Source organism: Nocardioides oceani, assembly GCF_030412965.1.
Lineage (GTDB): Bacteria > Actinomycetota > Actinomycetes > Propionibacteriales > Nocardioidaceae > Nocardioides > Nocardioides oceani.
Map to the genome: position 1 here is coordinate 606,032 of NZ_JAUHJQ010000001.1, position 16,064 is coordinate 622,095.

The 16,064-nt window shown below is 73.8% G+C and carries 14 protein-coding genes and 1 tRNA gene; 7 read left to right on the forward strand and 8 right to left on the reverse strand.

What is annotated here, in order from left to right; genetic code table 11:
* The first annotated feature begins 133 nt into the window (after positions 1-133).
* The 5 genes from QWY28_RS02930 to QWY28_RS02950 all read left to right on the forward strand — a co-directional run bounded on the left by QWY28_RS02930 (position 134) and on the right by QWY28_RS02950 (position 5,773).
* Positions 134-289: a hypothetical protein gene (locus QWY28_RS02930; protein WP_300950804.1), complete on the forward strand. Its 156-nt coding sequence runs from the start codon at positions 134-136 to the stop codon at positions 287-289.
* Between the two features lie 239 nt (positions 290-528).
* Positions 529-1,356, forward strand: coding sequence for an ABC transporter ATP-binding protein (locus QWY28_RS02935; RefSeq protein ID WP_300950805.1), 828 nt, complete (start codon positions 529-531; stop codon positions 1,354-1,356).
* Position 1,357: 1 nt separating this feature from the next.
* Entirely contained in the window at positions 1,358-3,265 is a 1,908-nt protein-coding gene (locus tag QWY28_RS02940) for an FtsX-like permease family protein (RefSeq protein WP_300951302.1), read from the forward strand.
* A gap of 49 nt (positions 3,266-3,314) precedes the next feature.
* Positions 3,315-4,544 (forward strand): serine hydrolase domain-containing protein, encoded by a 1,230-nt coding sequence (locus QWY28_RS02945; RefSeq protein ID WP_300950806.1) that lies wholly within the window; start codon positions 3,315-3,317, stop codon positions 4,542-4,544.
* Between the two features lie 56 nt (positions 4,545-4,600).
* Positions 4,601-5,773, forward strand: a complete 1,173-nt coding sequence (locus QWY28_RS02950) for a CaiB/BaiF CoA transferase family protein (protein WP_300950807.1) — start codon at positions 4,601-4,603, stop codon at positions 5,771-5,773.
* 13 nt (positions 5,774-5,786) lie between these two features.
* On the opposite strand, the gene uvrA is transcribed toward QWY28_RS02950, so the two are convergent.
* The 8 genes from uvrA to QWY28_RS02990 all read right to left on the reverse strand — a co-directional run bounded on the left by uvrA (position 5,787) and on the right by QWY28_RS02990 (position 13,948).
* A complete protein-coding gene (gene uvrA / locus QWY28_RS02955; RefSeq protein WP_300950808.1) occupies positions 5,787-8,246 on the reverse strand; it encodes an excinuclease ABC subunit UvrA in 2,460 nt (819 codons plus the stop codon).
* A gap of 35 nt (positions 8,247-8,281) precedes the next feature.
* Positions 8,282-8,941, reverse strand: a complete 660-nt coding sequence (locus QWY28_RS02960; RefSeq protein WP_300950809.1) for a methionine ABC transporter permease — start codon at positions 8,939-8,941, stop codon at positions 8,282-8,284.
* The gene (locus QWY28_RS02965; protein WP_300950810.1) at positions 8,941-10,035 is read right to left on the reverse strand and encodes a methionine ABC transporter ATP-binding protein; all 1,095 of its coding nucleotides are present in this window, start codon (positions 10,033-10,035) and stop codon (positions 8,941-8,943) included. The genes QWY28_RS02960 and QWY28_RS02965 overlap by 1 nt, the downstream gene beginning before the upstream one ends.
* Positions 10,036-10,058: 23 nt before the next feature.
* The gene (locus tag QWY28_RS02970; protein WP_300950811.1) at positions 10,059-11,009 is read right to left on the reverse strand and encodes a MetQ/NlpA family ABC transporter substrate-binding protein; all 951 of its coding nucleotides are present in this window, start codon (positions 11,007-11,009) and stop codon (positions 10,059-10,061) included.
* 328 nt (positions 11,010-11,337) lie between these two features.
* Positions 11,338-12,141, reverse strand: coding sequence for a DUF3626 domain-containing protein (locus tag QWY28_RS02975; RefSeq protein WP_336622399.1), 804 nt, complete (start codon positions 12,139-12,141; stop codon positions 11,338-11,340).
* A 310-nt stretch (positions 12,142-12,451) separates the two neighbouring features.
* The gene (locus QWY28_RS02980; protein WP_300950812.1) at positions 12,452-13,378 is read right to left on the reverse strand and encodes a hypothetical protein; all 927 of its coding nucleotides are present in this window, start codon (positions 13,376-13,378) and stop codon (positions 12,452-12,454) included.
* Positions 13,379-13,589: 211 nt separating this feature from the next.
* Positions 13,590-13,662: transfer RNA gene (locus tag QWY28_RS02985), tRNA-Thr, on the reverse strand.
* Positions 13,663-13,765: 103 nt separating this feature from the next.
* Positions 13,766-13,948 (reverse strand): hypothetical protein, encoded by a 183-nt coding sequence (locus tag QWY28_RS02990; protein WP_300950813.1) that lies wholly within the window; start codon positions 13,946-13,948, stop codon positions 13,766-13,768.
* Between the two features lie 106 nt (positions 13,949-14,054).
* Between QWY28_RS02990 and QWY28_RS02995 the strand changes: the two genes are divergently transcribed.
* Positions 14,055-14,981, forward strand: a complete 927-nt coding sequence (locus QWY28_RS02995) for a LysR family transcriptional regulator (RefSeq protein ID WP_300950814.1) — start codon at positions 14,055-14,057, stop codon at positions 14,979-14,981.
* 51 nt (positions 14,982-15,032) lie between these two features.
* Positions 15,033-15,998: a TauD/TfdA dioxygenase family protein gene (locus QWY28_RS03000; protein WP_300950815.1), complete on the forward strand. Its 966-nt coding sequence runs from the start codon at positions 15,033-15,035 to the stop codon at positions 15,996-15,998.
* Positions 15,999-16,064: the final 66 nt, after the last annotated feature.

Sequence of the window (16,064 nt, forward strand, 5' to 3'; positions counted from 1 at the left end):
CGAGCAGCGAGCGCCAGCGAGCGTGTCGAACGCTGGTTGAGCAGCGAGCGCCAGCGAGCGTGTCGAACGCTGGTTGAGCAGCGAGCGCCAGCGAGCGTGTCGAACGCTGGTTGAGCAGCGAGCGCCAGCGAGCGTGTCGAAACCCGGTGAGCCGACCGTGGCCCGCGAGCCGGGCAAGCCCGTCATCGACCTCGCCGAGCGGATCGACGTCACCGCCCACGAGGTCCCCGACCGACTCTCCGAACAGGTCCGGCTTCGCGACCAACGATGCGCAGCCCCGGCGGACTGACGTACCGGGTCGACCACCGCGGCACCCACGACCTCGAACTCCCACCACCCGGCAAGCCTCAGCAATGGTTGCCTCGCCCCACACCCCGCCGGAGCCACCGGGCGGCGGGGCACCGGCACGTCCGGGGCCTCCCTCCATCGAAAGATGGAACCGCGCAGGTTGGTCCCTTCGCCGCTCGTGGCGGCGGTCGCAGGTTCCTAGCGTCGTGGTCATCCCCACGACGACCTCAGGAGCCGACGATGCGCACCCTCACCCGTACCACGAACCGGACCGGCGGCCACGCCACCTCGGCCGCCGGCGAGCCCGCCGGCGCACCCACCGACCGACCCGCCGGGGTACCCGCCTCGACGGCCGTCGTCCTGGACGACGTCCACAAGACCTATCCCGGCGCCGAGCCGGTGCACGCGCTGCGCGGCCTGTCCCTGGCGCTGCCGACAGGCTCCTTCACCGCCGTGATGGGCGCGTCGGGCTCGGGCAAGTCGACGTTCCTCCACTGCGCCGCCGGCCTGGACACCCCCACCCGCGGCCGGGTCGTCGTCGGCGGCCACGACCTCGCCGGGCTCTCGGCCGACGCGCTCACCCGGTTCCGGAGGGACCACGTCGGGTTCGTCTTCCAGGCCTACAACCTGGTCAGCCACCTGAACGTGGTCGAGAACGTCCAGCTCCCCCTCCTCCTCGCCGGCCGCACCCCCGACCCCGCCCGGCAGGCCGGCCTCGTCGAGGCCCTCGGGCTGGGCGGCCTCGAGCAGCGGCGACCCAGCGAGCTGTCCGGCGGGCAGGCCCAGCGGGTCGCGATCGCCCGGGCGCTCGTGACCGGGCCCGACGTGGTCTTCGCCGACGAGCCGACCGGCGCACTGGACTCCGCGACGGGCCGGCAGGTGCTCGCGGCGCTGCGGTCGACCGCTGAGCGCTTCGGCCAGACCGTCGTGCTCGTGACGCACGACCCGACGGTGGCGGCGACCGCCGACACGGTCCTCGTGCTCGCCGACGGCCGCCTCGTCGACCGCGTCGAGCACCCCACCACCGACCTGGTCGCCGGCCGGGTCCTGCGCGCGGCGGGTGCCTGAGATGTGGCGCCTCGCCCGCTCGGCCGTCGCCGCGCACCCCGGCTCCCTCGCCGGCACCGCCCTCGCGCTCACCTGCGCGGCCGCGCTCCTCTCCGCCGGCGGCGCGCTCGTCGAGTCCGGCGTCCGGGCCGGCTCGGCCCCGGCGAGCGGCACCGGCGGCGGCCCCCTCGCGCCCGACGGCGGCGCGCTGGTGGCGCTCGCGTCGTCGTACCTCGGCACCGCGTCCCTCGTGGTCGTCCTCGTCCTCGCCTCGACCGTCGCCCTGGCCATGCGGCCCCGGCAGCGCGACCTGGCGGTCCTCCGCGCGGTCGGCGCGACGAGCACCCAGGTACGTCGCCTGGTGACCGCCGAGCTGCTCCTGCTCTCCGCGGTGGCCGGCCCGGTCGGCTCCGCGGTCGGCCTGCTCGCCGGCCGGTGGGTGAGCCCGCTGCTGGTCGACGCGTCCCTCGTCCCGCCGGGCTTCTCCCCCACGCTGTCGCCGCTCCCCGCGGCCGGCGCAGTGCTGGTCCTCGCAGCGGTCGCCGTCGCGGCCGGCCGGCTCGCCGCCCGCGACACCCTCCGGCTGCCGGTCACCGCCGCCCTGCGCACGGCCGCCGCCGAGCCCCGCGAGGTCGGCCGCGTGCGGGTCGTGCTGGCGGGGGTCACCGGAGCGCTCGGCCTGCTCGCCGCCGGCTCGCCGCTCGTCGTGCCCGGCACGATCGGCGGCGCGACGGCCTCGACCTCCGCCCTCCTCCTGGTCGCCGCCGCGGCGCTCGCCGGACCGGTGCTCGTGCGCCAGGTCCTCGGCGCGGGCTCCGTCCGGCACCACCGCTCCCCCGTCGTGCACCTCGCGCTCGCCGCCACCCGCGGCTCGGCTCGCCGGCTCACGGCGGTCGTCCTCCCGCTGGCCGCGGTGGTCGCGCTCGGCGCCGTGCAGACGAGCACCGGCGAAGCGGTCCGCGCCGCCGCGGTGCAGCAGCTCTCCGCCGGGCTCAGCGCCGACGTCGTCGTGACCGCACCGACCGGGCTCGACCCGGCCGCGCTGGAGCAGGTCGGGTCCGCCCCGGGCGTCACCCACGCCACGCCGTTGGCGACCGTCCCGGCGCAGGTGCGCACCGACGACGAGGTCCCCTCCGAGGCGCTCGCCTGGGAGGCGGCCGCCCTGCGGGTCCTGCCCACCGGGGCGGGCACCGGCGACCCGGCGTACGACCTCGACGTGGTCGACGGCTCCCTCCACGAGCTCGCCGAGCCCGGGACCGTCGCGGTGAGCACGGACGCCCGGCTGCTCTCCGGCCACGGCGTCGGCGACACCGTCGCGGTGCGCCTGGCCGGCGGCCCGACGACCGAGCTGCGGGTCGTGGCGGCCTACGAGCGCGGCCTCGGCTTCGGCGACCACGTCCTCGGCGCCGCCACACCGGCCGCGCTCGACCTCCACCCGGCCGTGGACACCGTCCTGGTCGACAGCGCGGACCGCGCGGCCACCGTCCGGTCCCTGCGGTCCGACGGACTGAGGGCGACCGACGAGGCGGCGTACGTCGCCACCGCGACCAGCGCCGACGCGGCCGAGCAGCGGCTCTCGACGGTGCTGCTCCTGGCCCTGCTCGCCTTCGTGCTGCTCGGCGCGGGGAACGCCCTGGTGATGACCACCGCCGGCCGCCGCGGCGAGCTGCGGCTGCTCGGGCAGGTCGGCGCGACCCGGCCGCAGCTGGTCCGCATGGCGCTCGTCGAGTCCTTCGTCGTCGCACTGGCCGCGGTCGTGATCGGCACCCTCGCGGTCGTCCCCGCGCTGCTCGGCACGTCGCTCGGCCTGCTCGGCGCCGCGCCGCCCGCGCTCGACCTGACGGCGTACGTCGTGCTCGTCGCCCTCGCGCTCCTCGTCAGCGTCGCCGGGACCGTCCCGACCGTCGCCGCGCGGCTCGTCCGCGCCTGACCCACACCGACCCCACACCCGACCCGTCCCCACCAGGAGGAGAACCACCATGCGACCCACCGCCCGCACCGCCCGCACCGCCCTCGCCGCCCTCGCCGCGGCCGTGACCCTCCCGCTCCTCCCCGCTGCAGCCGCCCCGGCCGCCCCCGCGCCCACCACCACGAGCACCACCACGAGCACCACCACGACCAGCGCCCAGGACGCCGCCGACCGGGACGCCCCCGACCGCGCAGCCATCCAGCGCCGGGTCGACCGCCTGGTGGAGCGACACGGCTTCCCGGGCGCCATCGCGACCGTGCGTGGCAGCGACGGCGAGGTCCGCACCTACCGTGCCGGCGCCGGCGACCTCCGGACCGGCGCGCCGATGCCGCGCGACGGGCGGGTGCGGATCGCGAGCAACACCAAGACGTTCACTGCGACGCTCGTGCTGCAGCTCGTGGCGGAGGGCCGGGTCGCGCTGGACGCGAAGGTGGAGCAGTACCTCCCCGGCCTCGTCCGCGGCCCCGGCGGCGACGGCCGCCGGATCAGCGTGCGCCAGCTGCTGCAGCAGACCAGCGGCCTGCCCGACTACGACTCGCTGGTCATCGAGGCCGGCGGCTCGCTGCGCGAGGTGGCGCACACCTACTTCGAGCCGCACGAGCTCCTCGACGCGGCGCTGGCCGAGCGCCGCCGCTCCGCCCCGGGGAAGCGGTGGGCCTACAGCAACACCAACTACGTCCTGCTCGGCCTGGTCGTGCAGCGGGTCACCGGTCGGCCGCTGGCCGAGCTGGTGGAGCAGCGGATCATCGCGCCGCTCGGCCTCGCCGACACCTACTGGCCGCGCCCGGGCGAGCAGCGGATCCGCGGCACCCACCCGCGTGGCTACCACGCCGAGGAGCGGGGCGGCCGCTGGTACGACCTCACCCGGATGGACCCGTCGCTGGGCTGGGCCGCGGGGCAGCTGGTCTCCTCGCCGCGGGACCTCGGCCGGTTCATGGCCGCCCTGCTCGACGGCGAGCTCCTGCCCGCCGAGCAGCTGGCCGAGATGCGGCGGACCGTGCGGGCGCCGGGCTTCGACGCCGAGCCGGGCTGGCGCTACGGCCTCGGGCTGGCGAGCCACGAGCTGGGCTGCGGCGTCACCGGCTGGGGCCACGGCGGCGACATCCAGGGGTTCGAGACCCGCAACCTGGCCACCCCCGACGGGCGCTGGGCGGTCGTCACCGTGACCTCGCTGCCGCTCGACCTGGACATGGTCGCCGCCGTCAGCCGGACCGTCGAGACCGCGATCTGCCGGTCCTGACCGGCCCCGACCGGCTCCTGCCGGCTCCTGCCGACGGCACCGATAGCGTCCGACCCATGACCGCGCCGCTCGACGACGTCCTCGTGCTCGACCTGACCCGGGCCCTGGCCGGCCCGCACGCCGCGATGATGCTGGGCGACCTCGGCGCCCGCGTGATCAAGGTCGAGAGCCCCGCGGGCGACGACACCCGCGGCTGGGGACCCCCGTTCGTCGACCCCGCGACCGACCCGAGCGGCGCGTCGCGGGAGTCGACGTACTTCCTCTCCACGAACCGCAACAAGGAGTCGATCACCCTCGACCTCAAGGACCCGGCCGACCAGGAGGTCCTCGCCCGGCTGGTCGAGCGGGCCGACGTGCTGATGGAGAACTTCCGCGTCGGCGTGCTCGACCGGCTGGGCTTCCCCGTCTCCCGGCTGCACGGGCTGAACCCCCGCCTCGTCGTCCTGCAGATCACCGGCTTCGGCCACGACGGGCCGGAGGCGTCACGCTCGGGGTTCGACCAGATCGCGCAGGGCGAGGGCGGGCTGATGTCGCTGACCGGGCTGGCCGAGCCGACCAAGGTCGGCGTGCCGATCGCGGACCTGCTCGCCGGCATGAACGGCGCGTACGGCGTCGTCTCGGCGCTCTACGAGCGGGAGCGCACCGGCAGGGGCCGTGTCGTGCACACCTCGCTGCTCGCCGGGATGGTCGGTGTCCACGCCTTCCAAGGCACCAAGTGGACCGTCGCCCGCGAGGTCCCCGGCCTGGCCGGCGGGCACCACCCGTCGATCGCGCCGTACGGCATGTTCCGCTCGCGGACCGCACCGGTGCAGATCGCGTGCGGCTCGGAGAAGCTGTGGCAGGCGTTCGCCCGCGAGCTCGGGATCGACCCCGTCGAGGACGGCTTCGCCACCAACTCCGAGCGGGTCGCGAACCGCGACGCGCTCACCGCGGTGATCGAGGGGCACCTCGCCGACATCGACGCCGAGACCGTCCTGGCCCGCCTCGACGCCGCCGGCGTGCCGGCCGGCAAGGTGCGCAGCCTCGACGACGTCTACGCCTGGGAGCAGACCCGGTCCCAAGGCCTGCTGCTCGACGTCGAGCACCCCACGCTCGGCCCGATCCAGCTCCCCGGCTCGCCGATCCGCCTGGACGACAACCCCTACTCCGGCGGCCGCGAGCAGCACCTCGCACCGCCGACGCTCGGCCAGCACAACGCGTCGGTCCGCGCCTGGCTCGACGAGGACTGACCGCGCCGGGCGGTCAGCCCAGGCGCCGCGCGAGGTACGGCGCCGTCGCCCCGACCCCGGCGGCCGCGACCTCCCGCGGGGTGCCCGTCGCGACCACCCGGCCGCCGGTGTCACCGCCGCCCGGGCCGAGGTCGACGACGTGGTCGGCGGTGGCGATCGTGTCGAGGTCGTGCTCGACGAGCACCACCGTGTTGCCCGCGTCGACCAGCCGGTGCAGCTGCCGCAGCAGCCGCGCGGTGTCCGACGGGTGCAGCCCCGCGGTCGGTTCGTCGAGGACGTAGAGGGTGTGCCCGCGGTTGGCCCGCTGCAGCTCGGTGGCCAGCTTGATCCGCTGGGCCTCGCCGCCGCTGAGCTCGGTGGCGGGCTGGCCGAGCCGCAGGTAGCCCAGCCCGACCTCGCGCAGCGCCTCCAGCCCGCGGGCGGCCGCGGGCAGGTCGGCCAGGAACTCCGCGGCCTCGTCGACCGGCATCGCCAGCACGTCGGCGATGCTGCGGCCGCGGTGGAGCACCTCGAGGGTCTCGGCGTCGTACCGCGTGCCCCCGCAGGTCGGGCACGGCGCGTAGGTGCTGGGCAGGAACACCAGCTCCACCGACACGAACCCCTCGCCCTGGCAGGTCGGGCAGCGGCCCTCGGCGACGTTGAACGAGAACCGCCCGGCGCCGTACCCCCGCTCCTTCGCCTCCGGCGTCGCGGCGTACAGCCGGCGCACCGCGTCGAACAGCCCCGTGTACGTCGCCAGGTTGGACCGCGGCGTCCGGCCGATCGGCCGCTGGTCGACGAGCACCAGGCGGTCGACCTGCTCGAGGCCGCTGGTCGCCCGCACGTCGAGGTCGCCGACCGGGCCCGTGGCGGCTCCGTCCTCGTCCTCGGGCTCCGCCGGCGGCTGTCCGAGGTGGCGGCGGACGACCTCGGCGAGGACGTGGACGACGAGGGTGGACTTGCCCGACCCGGACGGCCCGGTGACCGCGGTGAACGCGCCGAGCGGCAGGTCGACGGTGACGTCGTCGAGGTTGTGCCGGGTGACGCCCTCGAGCCGCAGCGTCCCGCTCGGCTCCCGCGGCTCGTGCTCGAGCCGCTCGGCCCGGCCGAAGAGGTGCGCGCCGGTCAGCGACGCCTCGACCTCCTCCAGGCCCGCGACCGGGCCGGAGTAGAGCACCTGCCCGCCGCCCTCGCCGGCGCCGGGGCCGATGTCGACGACCCAGTCCGCGCGCCGCACGACGTCCATGTCGTGCTCGACGACGAACAGCGTGTTGCCCGCCGCCTTGAGCTGGTCGAGCACCGCGAGCAGCGGCTCGGCGTCGGCGGGGTGCAGCCCGGCGGACGGCTCGTCGAGGACGTAGACGACGCCGAAGAGGCCCGAGCGCAGCTGGGTGGCGATCCGCAGCCGCTGGGCCTCGCCCGGGGACAGCGTGGTCGACCCGCGGCCGAGGGAGAGGTAGCCCAGGCCCAGCCCGAGCAGGACCTCGATCCGGGCGACGAGGTCGGCGCTGATCCGCACCGACGCCTCGTCAGGGTCGCCCTTCGCCTCGGGCCGGAGCAGCTCGACGAGATCGGTGAACGGCGTGGCGTTCGCCTCCGCGATCGTCATCCCGGCGAAGGTCACCGCGAGCGCCTCGGGCCGCAGCCCGCTGCCGCCGCAGGTCGGGCACGGGGCGCTGCGCACGAACTGCAGCATCTTCTCGCGCATCTTCTCGCTCGGTGAGCTCGCGAGGGTCTGCTGCACGTGCCGGCGGGCGCTGCGGAACGTGCCCATGTAGTCGCGGCCACCGCCGCCGTCCTTGTCCTGCGGCCGGATGAGCACCGAGGGCTGCTCGTCGGTGAAGAGCAGCCAGTGCCGGTCCTCCGCGGACAGCTCGCGCCAGGGGCGGTCGACGTCGATGCCGAGGTTCTTCACGATCCGGCGCAGGTTGTGCGCCTGCCAGGCGCCCGGCCACGCGGCGATCGCGCCCTCGCGGATGCTCAGCGAGGTGTCCGGCACCAGCAAGTCCTCGGCCACGTCGTGGGTGACGCCGACGCCGTGGCACTGCGGGCACGCGCCGGCGGCGGTGTGGGGGCTGAACGCCTCGGCCGCCAGGTGGTCGGCGCCCTCGGGGTAGGTGCCGGCGCGGGAGTAGAGGATCCGCAGCAGGTTCGACAGGGTCGTGATCGTCCCGACCGTCGAGCGCGAGCTCGTCCCTCCCCGGCGCTGCTGGAGCGCGACCGCCGGCGGCAGCCCGGTGATCTCCTCGACGTGGGGCACGCCGACCTGGTGCAGCAGCCGCCGGGCGTACGGCGCCACCGACTCGAAGTAGCGGCGCTGCGCCTCGGCGTACAACGTGCCGAACGCGAGCGAGGACTTGCCGGAGCCGGACACCCCGGTGAACGCCACGATCGCGTCCCGCGGGAGGTCGACGTCGACGTCCTTGAGGTTGTGCTCGCTCGCGCCGCGGACGCGCACGCACCCGTCGACCTGGTCGTCTCCTCCGATGTCCATCCCCGGCCCGGTACCCAGGTCCACCGGGGCCGCGGCTACCGCCGCATCGCCGCCCGGGCGAGCCGGTTGCCGGCGAACTGCGCGACCTGGACGAGCGCCACGATGACCAGCACCGCGGCCCAGGTGACGACCGGCTCGTACTGCCGGTAGCCGTAGGTCAGCGCGAACGACCCGAGCCCGCCGCCGCCGACGACGCCCGCCACCGCGGACATGTCGACGATCGCCACCAGCGCGAAGGTGTAGCCGAGGACCAACGGGCCGAGCGCCTCGGGCAGGAGCACGGTCAGGGTCGTGCGGAGCCGGCCGGCGCCCATCGCGCGGGAGGCCTCGAGCACGCCCGGGTCGACGGAGACGAGGTTCTGCTCCACGATCCGGCTGATGCCGAACGAGGCGGCCACCGACAGCGCGAAGATGATCGCCGGGTTGCCGATGCCGGTCCCGACGACGAGCCGCGCAGCCGGCTGCGCCGCGGCGATGAAGATGACGAACGGGATCGGCCGGAAGAAGTTCACGACCAGGTTCAGCACGACGTGCACGACCCGGTTCGGGGCGATCCCGCCCGGCCGGGTCGTGTGCAGCAGCACGCCGAGCACCAGCCCGCCGATCCCGCCGAGGAGCAGGGTGGCGGCGACGATGCCGAGGGTCTCGCGGGTGGCCTCCCAGAAGAGGGAGTCCAGCTCGAGCAGCCGGTCCATCAGGAGGCCTCCGTCCGGTGGTCGGGCCCGTCCGCGGTCCCGGGTGCCGAGACCTCGACCAGCGTGGCGACGTACGACACCGCGTCGGCGACGGCGGCGGGGTCGCCGGTGAGGGCGAACGTCAGGTGGCCGAAGGTCCGGCCGTGGACGTCCTCGACCCCACCGTGCACGAGCTCGAAGGTGACGCCGCGCTCGATGAACGCCGCGAACACGTCGGCCGGGGAGGCGGCGCCGTCGCGGAAGGACAGCGTGACCATCCGGCCCGGGTGCCGCTCGCGGAGGCGGCCGAGCGCGCGCGGCTCGGGACCCTTCTCGACCAGCGTGCTGACGAACCGCTGCGTCGCGGGGTGCTGCGGCGCGGCGAACACGTCGTAGGTGTCGCCGAGCTCGACCACCCGGCCGGCCTCCATGACCGCGACCCGGTGCGCCAGCGAGCGGACGACCTCCATCTCGTGGCTGATGAGCACGATGGTGATGCCGAGCTCCTCGTTGACCCGCCGCAGCAGGGCCAGCACCTCCCCGGTCGTCTGCGGGTCCAGGGCGCTGGTGGGCTCGTCGGCGAGCAGGATCCGCGGGTCGGTCGCGAGCGCGCGGGCGATGCCGACGCGCTGCTTCTGGCCGCCGGAGAGCTGCTCGACGTGGGCGTGCGCCTTGTCGGCGAGGCCCACGAAGTGCAGCAGCTCGGAGATCCGCTCGCGGTGCCGCTCCTTCGGGACGCCGGCGACGGTGAGCGGGTAGGCGATGTTGCCCCACACGGTGCGGGAGGAGAACAGGTTGAACTGCTGGAAGATCATTCCGATGTCGCGGCGCACCTCCCGCAGCGCGCGCTCGGAGAGGCTGCTGACCTCCCGGCCCGCCACGGTCACGGTGCCGCTCGTCGGCCGGTCGAGCGCGTTGACCAGCCGCAGCAGGGTCGACTTGCCCGCGCCGGAGTAGCCCACCACCCCGAGCACCTCGCCGGCCCGCACGTCGAGGTCGACGTGGTCGAGCGCCGTCACCGCGGCGCCCTGGCGCGAGCGCGCCGGGAAGACCCGGCTCACGTCCGCGAGGCGGATGAGCGGATCACCTGACGGGGTGCTGGGGGTGGGGGTCATCGGTCGTCCTCCGGTGCGCCGGGTCAGTCCTGCTCGGCGGCGCGGGTGTCGGCCTCGACCTCGCGCAGCGAGGCCTGCAGCTCCTCGACGGGGGTGTCGAGCATGACCGCGGTGCCGCCGGAGACGTCGACGACGCCGTCCTGGACGACCTGGGTCTCCTGGTAGATCTCGACCAGCTCGCGGTACGTCGGGTCGTCCACGTCGTCGGCCCGGACCGCGAAGATGTTGGCGTAGGGCAGCGCCTTCGGGTCGTTCGGGTCGTCCTGGGCGAGCGCGTCGTCGAAGTCCAGGCCGGCCCGCTCGACGAAGTCGTTGTTGACGACGGCGCCCGCGAGGTCGTCCAGCGAGGTGGCGGTCAGCGCGGCGTCGAGCGCCTCGACCTGGACGCGGGAGGCGTCCTCGTCGATGTCGGCGAGGTCGGAGAAGATGGTGCCGCCGGACTTCAGCTCGATGAGGCCGGCCGACTGCAGGAGCACCAGCGCGCGGGCCTGGTTGCTCGCGTCGTTCGGCACCGCGACGGTGGCGCCGTCGGGGATGTCCTCGACCGCGTCGTACTGCTTGGAGTGCAGGCCGAGGGGGTAGATCGCGGTCGCGCCGACCGGCTGCAGGTCGTCGTCGGCCGCGACGTTGTAGTCGGCGAGGAAGACGATGTGCTGGAACTGGTTCATGTCCAGCTCGCCCTCGGAGACGGCCGGGTTGGGCTGGTTGTAGTCGGAGAAGTCGATGATCTCCACGTCGATGCCCGCGTCGGCGGCCGCGTCCTGGAAGTCGGTCCAGTACGGGTCACTGGCGCCGACGACGCCGAGCCGCACCGAGCGGCGGTCCGAGGCGGTGTCATCGTCGCCGCCGGTCAGGACGACGACCAGGCCGACGACGATCGCGACCGCGACCAGCGCGGCCAGCGCGAGCGGCCAACGCTTGCGCCGGGGCGCCTCGATGAGCGGGGTGGATCCGGCCGAGGGGGTGTTCGACACGCGGGGTCCTTTGCGTCTGTGCTGGGTCGGGCCGCGGCCGCCGGGTCACGGCACCGCGAGGGGACCCATGGTCAACCGGCTCCGCCGCCCGGCATTCCGCGTCCGGTGCCCCACGCGGCGTTGCCTCGCTCACACCGGGCCGCCTGTCGGAAGCGGATCGACGACCTTCCTCACGAGTGGAGAACCCCGAGCCACGAAGCGGATCGCTCCCGACCGCGCCCTGAGCTGGTGACCGCATGATGGGGCCGCACAGAGCGCTCCTGCTCCACGCGACCGGACCGCCTCCGCCGATGGCAGGCGGGAAGGCGACGCGGCTGCGCCGGACCCCTCAGGTCCTACGCTGCTGGCGCCCGAACCGGGCCAGGCAGTGCCACACCTGCTTGATGTGCTGCGGGGGGTGTCGACCAGAACGGGCTGCCGCTCCGAGCACCTCCGGGTCGAGGTCGTTCCCCAGCGACCGCGCGAGATCGACGATGTGCGGACCGCGGTACTCCACGTCGAAGTCATCGGGCGACGCCCTGAAGCCGGGATGGAACTCGACGCCGCAGCCCAACGCACGAGCCGCGTACTCCACTCCGGTCCCACGGAAGCACGGGTCCAGGACGACCGCTTCGACGTCCCTGGGAAGGCTCACCCCGCCGTGGACGTGAGCCTCGACGCAGTCGTCGAGGTCGTCGAACCCGGACTCATCCGCGATCTGGCCCAGGTGTGGCAGGAGGCTGGCATCGCCGACATCGACAGGCTCGAAGACCGAGTCCGGGAAGCAGAACGTGCAGCGGTGGGTGACCTCCGCTCGGAGCCGCAAGTACGCGGAGCCGAACCGGACAGCACCGCCATACGGGTCCAGCTTCCGGTTCCAAGCACCGTAGACCGGGCGCGAGGAAGGCGGCGCGTCGTCGTAGCGCCCCTCGAAGAGCCGGCTCTCCCAACGCCAACGGTCACCGCCCGTGAAGGCGGTCAGCCCTCCGTTGGAGGTTCCGGTCTCGAACTGCGAGCGATACACCCTGTCGCGGGCCATGGACTCGATGACCATGCCGTCCCGGTAGGGCCAATCCGGATGGAACTGGAGGGTCACTCGCGGCGACGCACCAGGCTGCACAGCGGTCGAGGCTGCCGGGCGGATGGGCGTCACGAACGCATTCTCGGCCGAACCCCGCGCGCACGCACCCGCCGATGTCACGCGATCGCGTCGCGGGCATCCCTCCGCCCCTCGCCGGCGCACCGCGTCGGGCTGTCGTGGCGGACCGCGCTTCCAGGACGGTGAAGACCTCCGCGAGCGCCGGAGGTTCGACGAGCTCCGTGGCGACCCTGGAGCGGCCGAAGGAGGCGGCCAGCGCATGGAGTCCCGGGCCCCGGTGCCGGGCCGGCCCTCCCGACGCTTGCGGCACCTCCCTGCATCCGGGCCGCTGGCATGGGAAGCGCCGTCTCGCCCCGGGCCGGATTCACGGCGTCCGGTAGGGACCAGCGTGGCTGGTCGGCACGGACACCTGTGCGGCCCTCGGGCCGACGGGTCGGCATGTGCCGAGTGGGACAGCGCACGCGAGCAGCCTGCTGCGTCCTCCTGTGACCGATTCGGTCAGGACCCGCTTGTTCGAGGCCCAGCCGACGTAGCGGTAGATCTCGTCGTTGTCAGTCGCGACGGGGAAGCGACGCACGATGTGCCCGTCTGCCATCGCGCGAACTGTGCCATCGCTTCCCACGACGTGGCGTCCATCAGGCGACAGGGCTTCTGGCTCGAAGTCCGCGCGCCAACGGAGCTTCCCCGGATCGCTCAAGCTGGTCGGGCCCCACCGGTGGTAGCTCTTCCTCGGCTGGGCGAAGATGACGTCGTGCTCGACACTGACGAGACGAACGGACCGGGTGGTCAGGCGAACAGCGGACCCTGAACCTTCCTCGAGCACGTCGAGACCGTCGCCACCGCCGACGTAGACCCGTCCGTCATGGGCAGCAAGCACTTCGCCGCCGATGTTCTCCACGCTCTCGTCGAGGAGATGGCGACCGTCGAGGTCGACGACGTGCACGTCGACCCAGCCGTAGGCAGTGGTGCTGCTCGCGATGCGGCCGACGTCGTCGGAGAGGATCTCGGTGACATAGAGGTCGGTGGTGTTCTGAGGACCGATCGTGGTGAGGCGCCCGTCCGGACGGAGCATGCGGAACTTCCCGCCTGATCCCAGCACCCAGCCCTCGTCTGCGGTGCCGAGGAGGACGGATCTGAGCCCGAGCGCGGCCGGCAGACGCACTCGCGCACCGGTGACGAGGTGGAGCTGGCGGCCGGCGAGCCTGTCAGCTCGAACGGCCTCGGTGGCCGCGACGGTCGGATGCGAGGCCGCCGCTTCCGCCGACGTGGTCGCAGCACCACCCGTGGTCATGCTGAGGACCGTGGAGAGGAGCAGGCTCGCCAGGGCGGATGCGCCGGCGGTTCTCGAGGTGTGCATGACAGCTGAGACGCCCGTCAGCGCCGAGATGTTCGCGAGCCTCGGGCCAGCCCGGTCTGGTGGGACTCTGTGGGACATCGGCCCGACCCCACCCCGACGGAGAAGGCCCCCGACCGCATCGCTGCTGGTCGAGGGCCCTCGTCGGAGCCGCCTGTCGGAATCGAACCGACGACCTATTCATTACGAGTGAATCGCTCTACCGACTGAGCTAAGGCGGCGCGCTGCCCGGCGCGGTCGGGACCTGCCGGGCAACCCGGGTGAGTATACGGACGCCGCCTGCCGGGTGCGAAACCGGCGTACGCGTGCGGGCGGGAGCCCTGCTCAGGCCGCGAGGACGACCTTGGCCGGCTTCGCCGGGGCGAGGGTGTAGAGGGCCGACTGCTCGGCGCCGCACCAGCAGGTGAAGGTCGCGACGGGGCCCCGCTCGCTCTCGGCGACCGCCGTGACCTGGGAGGGGAAGATGAGCTGGCGCTTGGCGCAGGCGGTGCAGACGTGGGTGAACACGGCGGGTCCTTTCTCGAGTCGGGATGCAGGGGTGCTGACTCCATTCTGGAGGCGCTCCAGTCATAGGGGTAGCCTGAGTTTCCTTCGCACGACATAGGCTCGACCTATGCTTTCTGTGCACCAGCTCACATGCTTCCTCGCGACCTACGAGCAAGGGTCGCTGACCCGTGCGGCCGAGGAGCTCGGCTACGCCCAGCCGTCGGTCTCCGAGCAGATCCGCGCGCTCGAGAAGTCGCTGGGCGTGCAGCTGTTCCGCCGGGTCGGCCGCGGGGTGGTCCCGACGACGGTGGCCGACACGCTGCGCCCGTACGCCGAGCGCGTGCTGGGCGCGATCGACGAGGCCGAGCGGGCGGTGCAGAGCGTGCGCTCGCTGGAGACCGGGACCATCCGGTTCGGGATGTTCGGGACCGCCCGCCTGTACGCCGGCGCGGGACTCGTCGCCGACGTGCTCGAGCGCTACCCCGGCGTGCGGGTCGAGCTGATCGGCCAGAACTCCACCGACGTGCAGGAGGAGCTGCGCCGCGGCCGGCTCGAGGCGGCGATGATCGCGGTGGCCGCGGCCGCCAGCGAGGGCATGACGATCACCCCGGTGGCGCGCGACGAGCTCGTCTACATCTCCGCCGACCCCGAGCGGGTCGCCTCGCCGGTCACTGCGGCCCGGCTCTCGCAAGCTTCCCTCGTCATGCCGGAGACGACCTGGCGGGCCAACGACTCGACCCGGATCGTGCTGCGCCAGATGCTGCACGAGACCGGCCGGAACCCGGTCACGCGGATCGAGGTCGAGGACGTCGAGACCGCGGTCGAGCTGGTCGGCCGCGGCCTCGCCGACAGCGTCGTGCCCCGCGGGGTCGTCGACCAGCTGCTCCCGCGACTCGCCCCCAACGCCGGCTGGACCTCCCTGCGGCCCCGGCAGCACGACATCCTCGCGATCGTCCACCGCGCCGACGCGATCCTCTCGCCGGCCGCGCAGCTCATGATCGAGCTGGCGACCCGGCGCATCCAGGAGATCACCGAGCCGGTCCACCGACGCTGACCCGGTCCCCTGTTATTGTCGAGTTACTCACTCGACTTAGCAGGAGGAAGCATGACCAGCACCCTGGACCGACCCGCCGGCTCGACGACGACCGCGCCGGTGCCCACCCTGCCCACCGTCCGCAAGGTCGGCGGCCGGATCGGCGCCGTCGTCGAGGGCGTCACCCTCGGCCCCGACCTCCACCCCGAGGTCGTCGCGACCGTCCGCGCCGCGCTCCTCGCCCACAAGGTCGTCTTCTTCCGCGGCCAGGACCACCTCGACGACGCCGGCCAGCTGGCCTTCGCCCAGCAGCTCGGCGCCCTCACCACCGCCCACCCGACGGTCAACACCGGCAGCGCCCACGTGCTCAGCCTCAACGCCACCAAGGGCATGGCCGCCAACAGCTGGCACACCGACGTCACCTTCGTCGACAAGATCCCCGCCATCAGCATCCTCCGCGGCGTCACCATCCCGCCGTACGGCGGCAACACCGTCTGGGCCAACACCGTCGCGGCGTACGACGCGCTCACCCCGCCGCTGCGCGCGCTCGTCGACGGCCTGTGGGCGGTGCACACCAACGAGTACGACTACGTCGCCAGCTCCGAGGACCCCGAGGGCGACTCGCCGGACCGCGACGCCCTCGACCGCGGCCAGTTCCGCGCGACCTACTACGAGACCGAGCACCCCGTGGTGCGCGTGCACCCAGAGACCGGCGAGCGCTCGCTGGTCCTCGGCCACTTCCTCAAGCGGTTCGTCGGGCTCAACACCAGCGAGTCGAGCGCCCTGTTCAAGCTCCTCCAGGACCGGGTCACGCGGCTGGAGAACACGGTCCGCTGGCAGTGGCAGCCCGGCGACGTCGCGATGTGGGACAACCGCGCGACCCAGCACTACGCGGTCGCCGACTTCGACAACCACCGGCGCGAGGTACGCCGCGTGACGCTCGTCGGCGACGTACCCGTCTCGATCGACGGCCGCACCAGCCGCGTCGTCGCCGGCAGCTCCGACGCCTACACCCGCATCGACGAGCTGATCAGCTGAGGCCGAGGCTGACCGGAACGCGTGTGAAGCGACCACACAGTCGCTGCACACGCCGCCGGCGGCGTG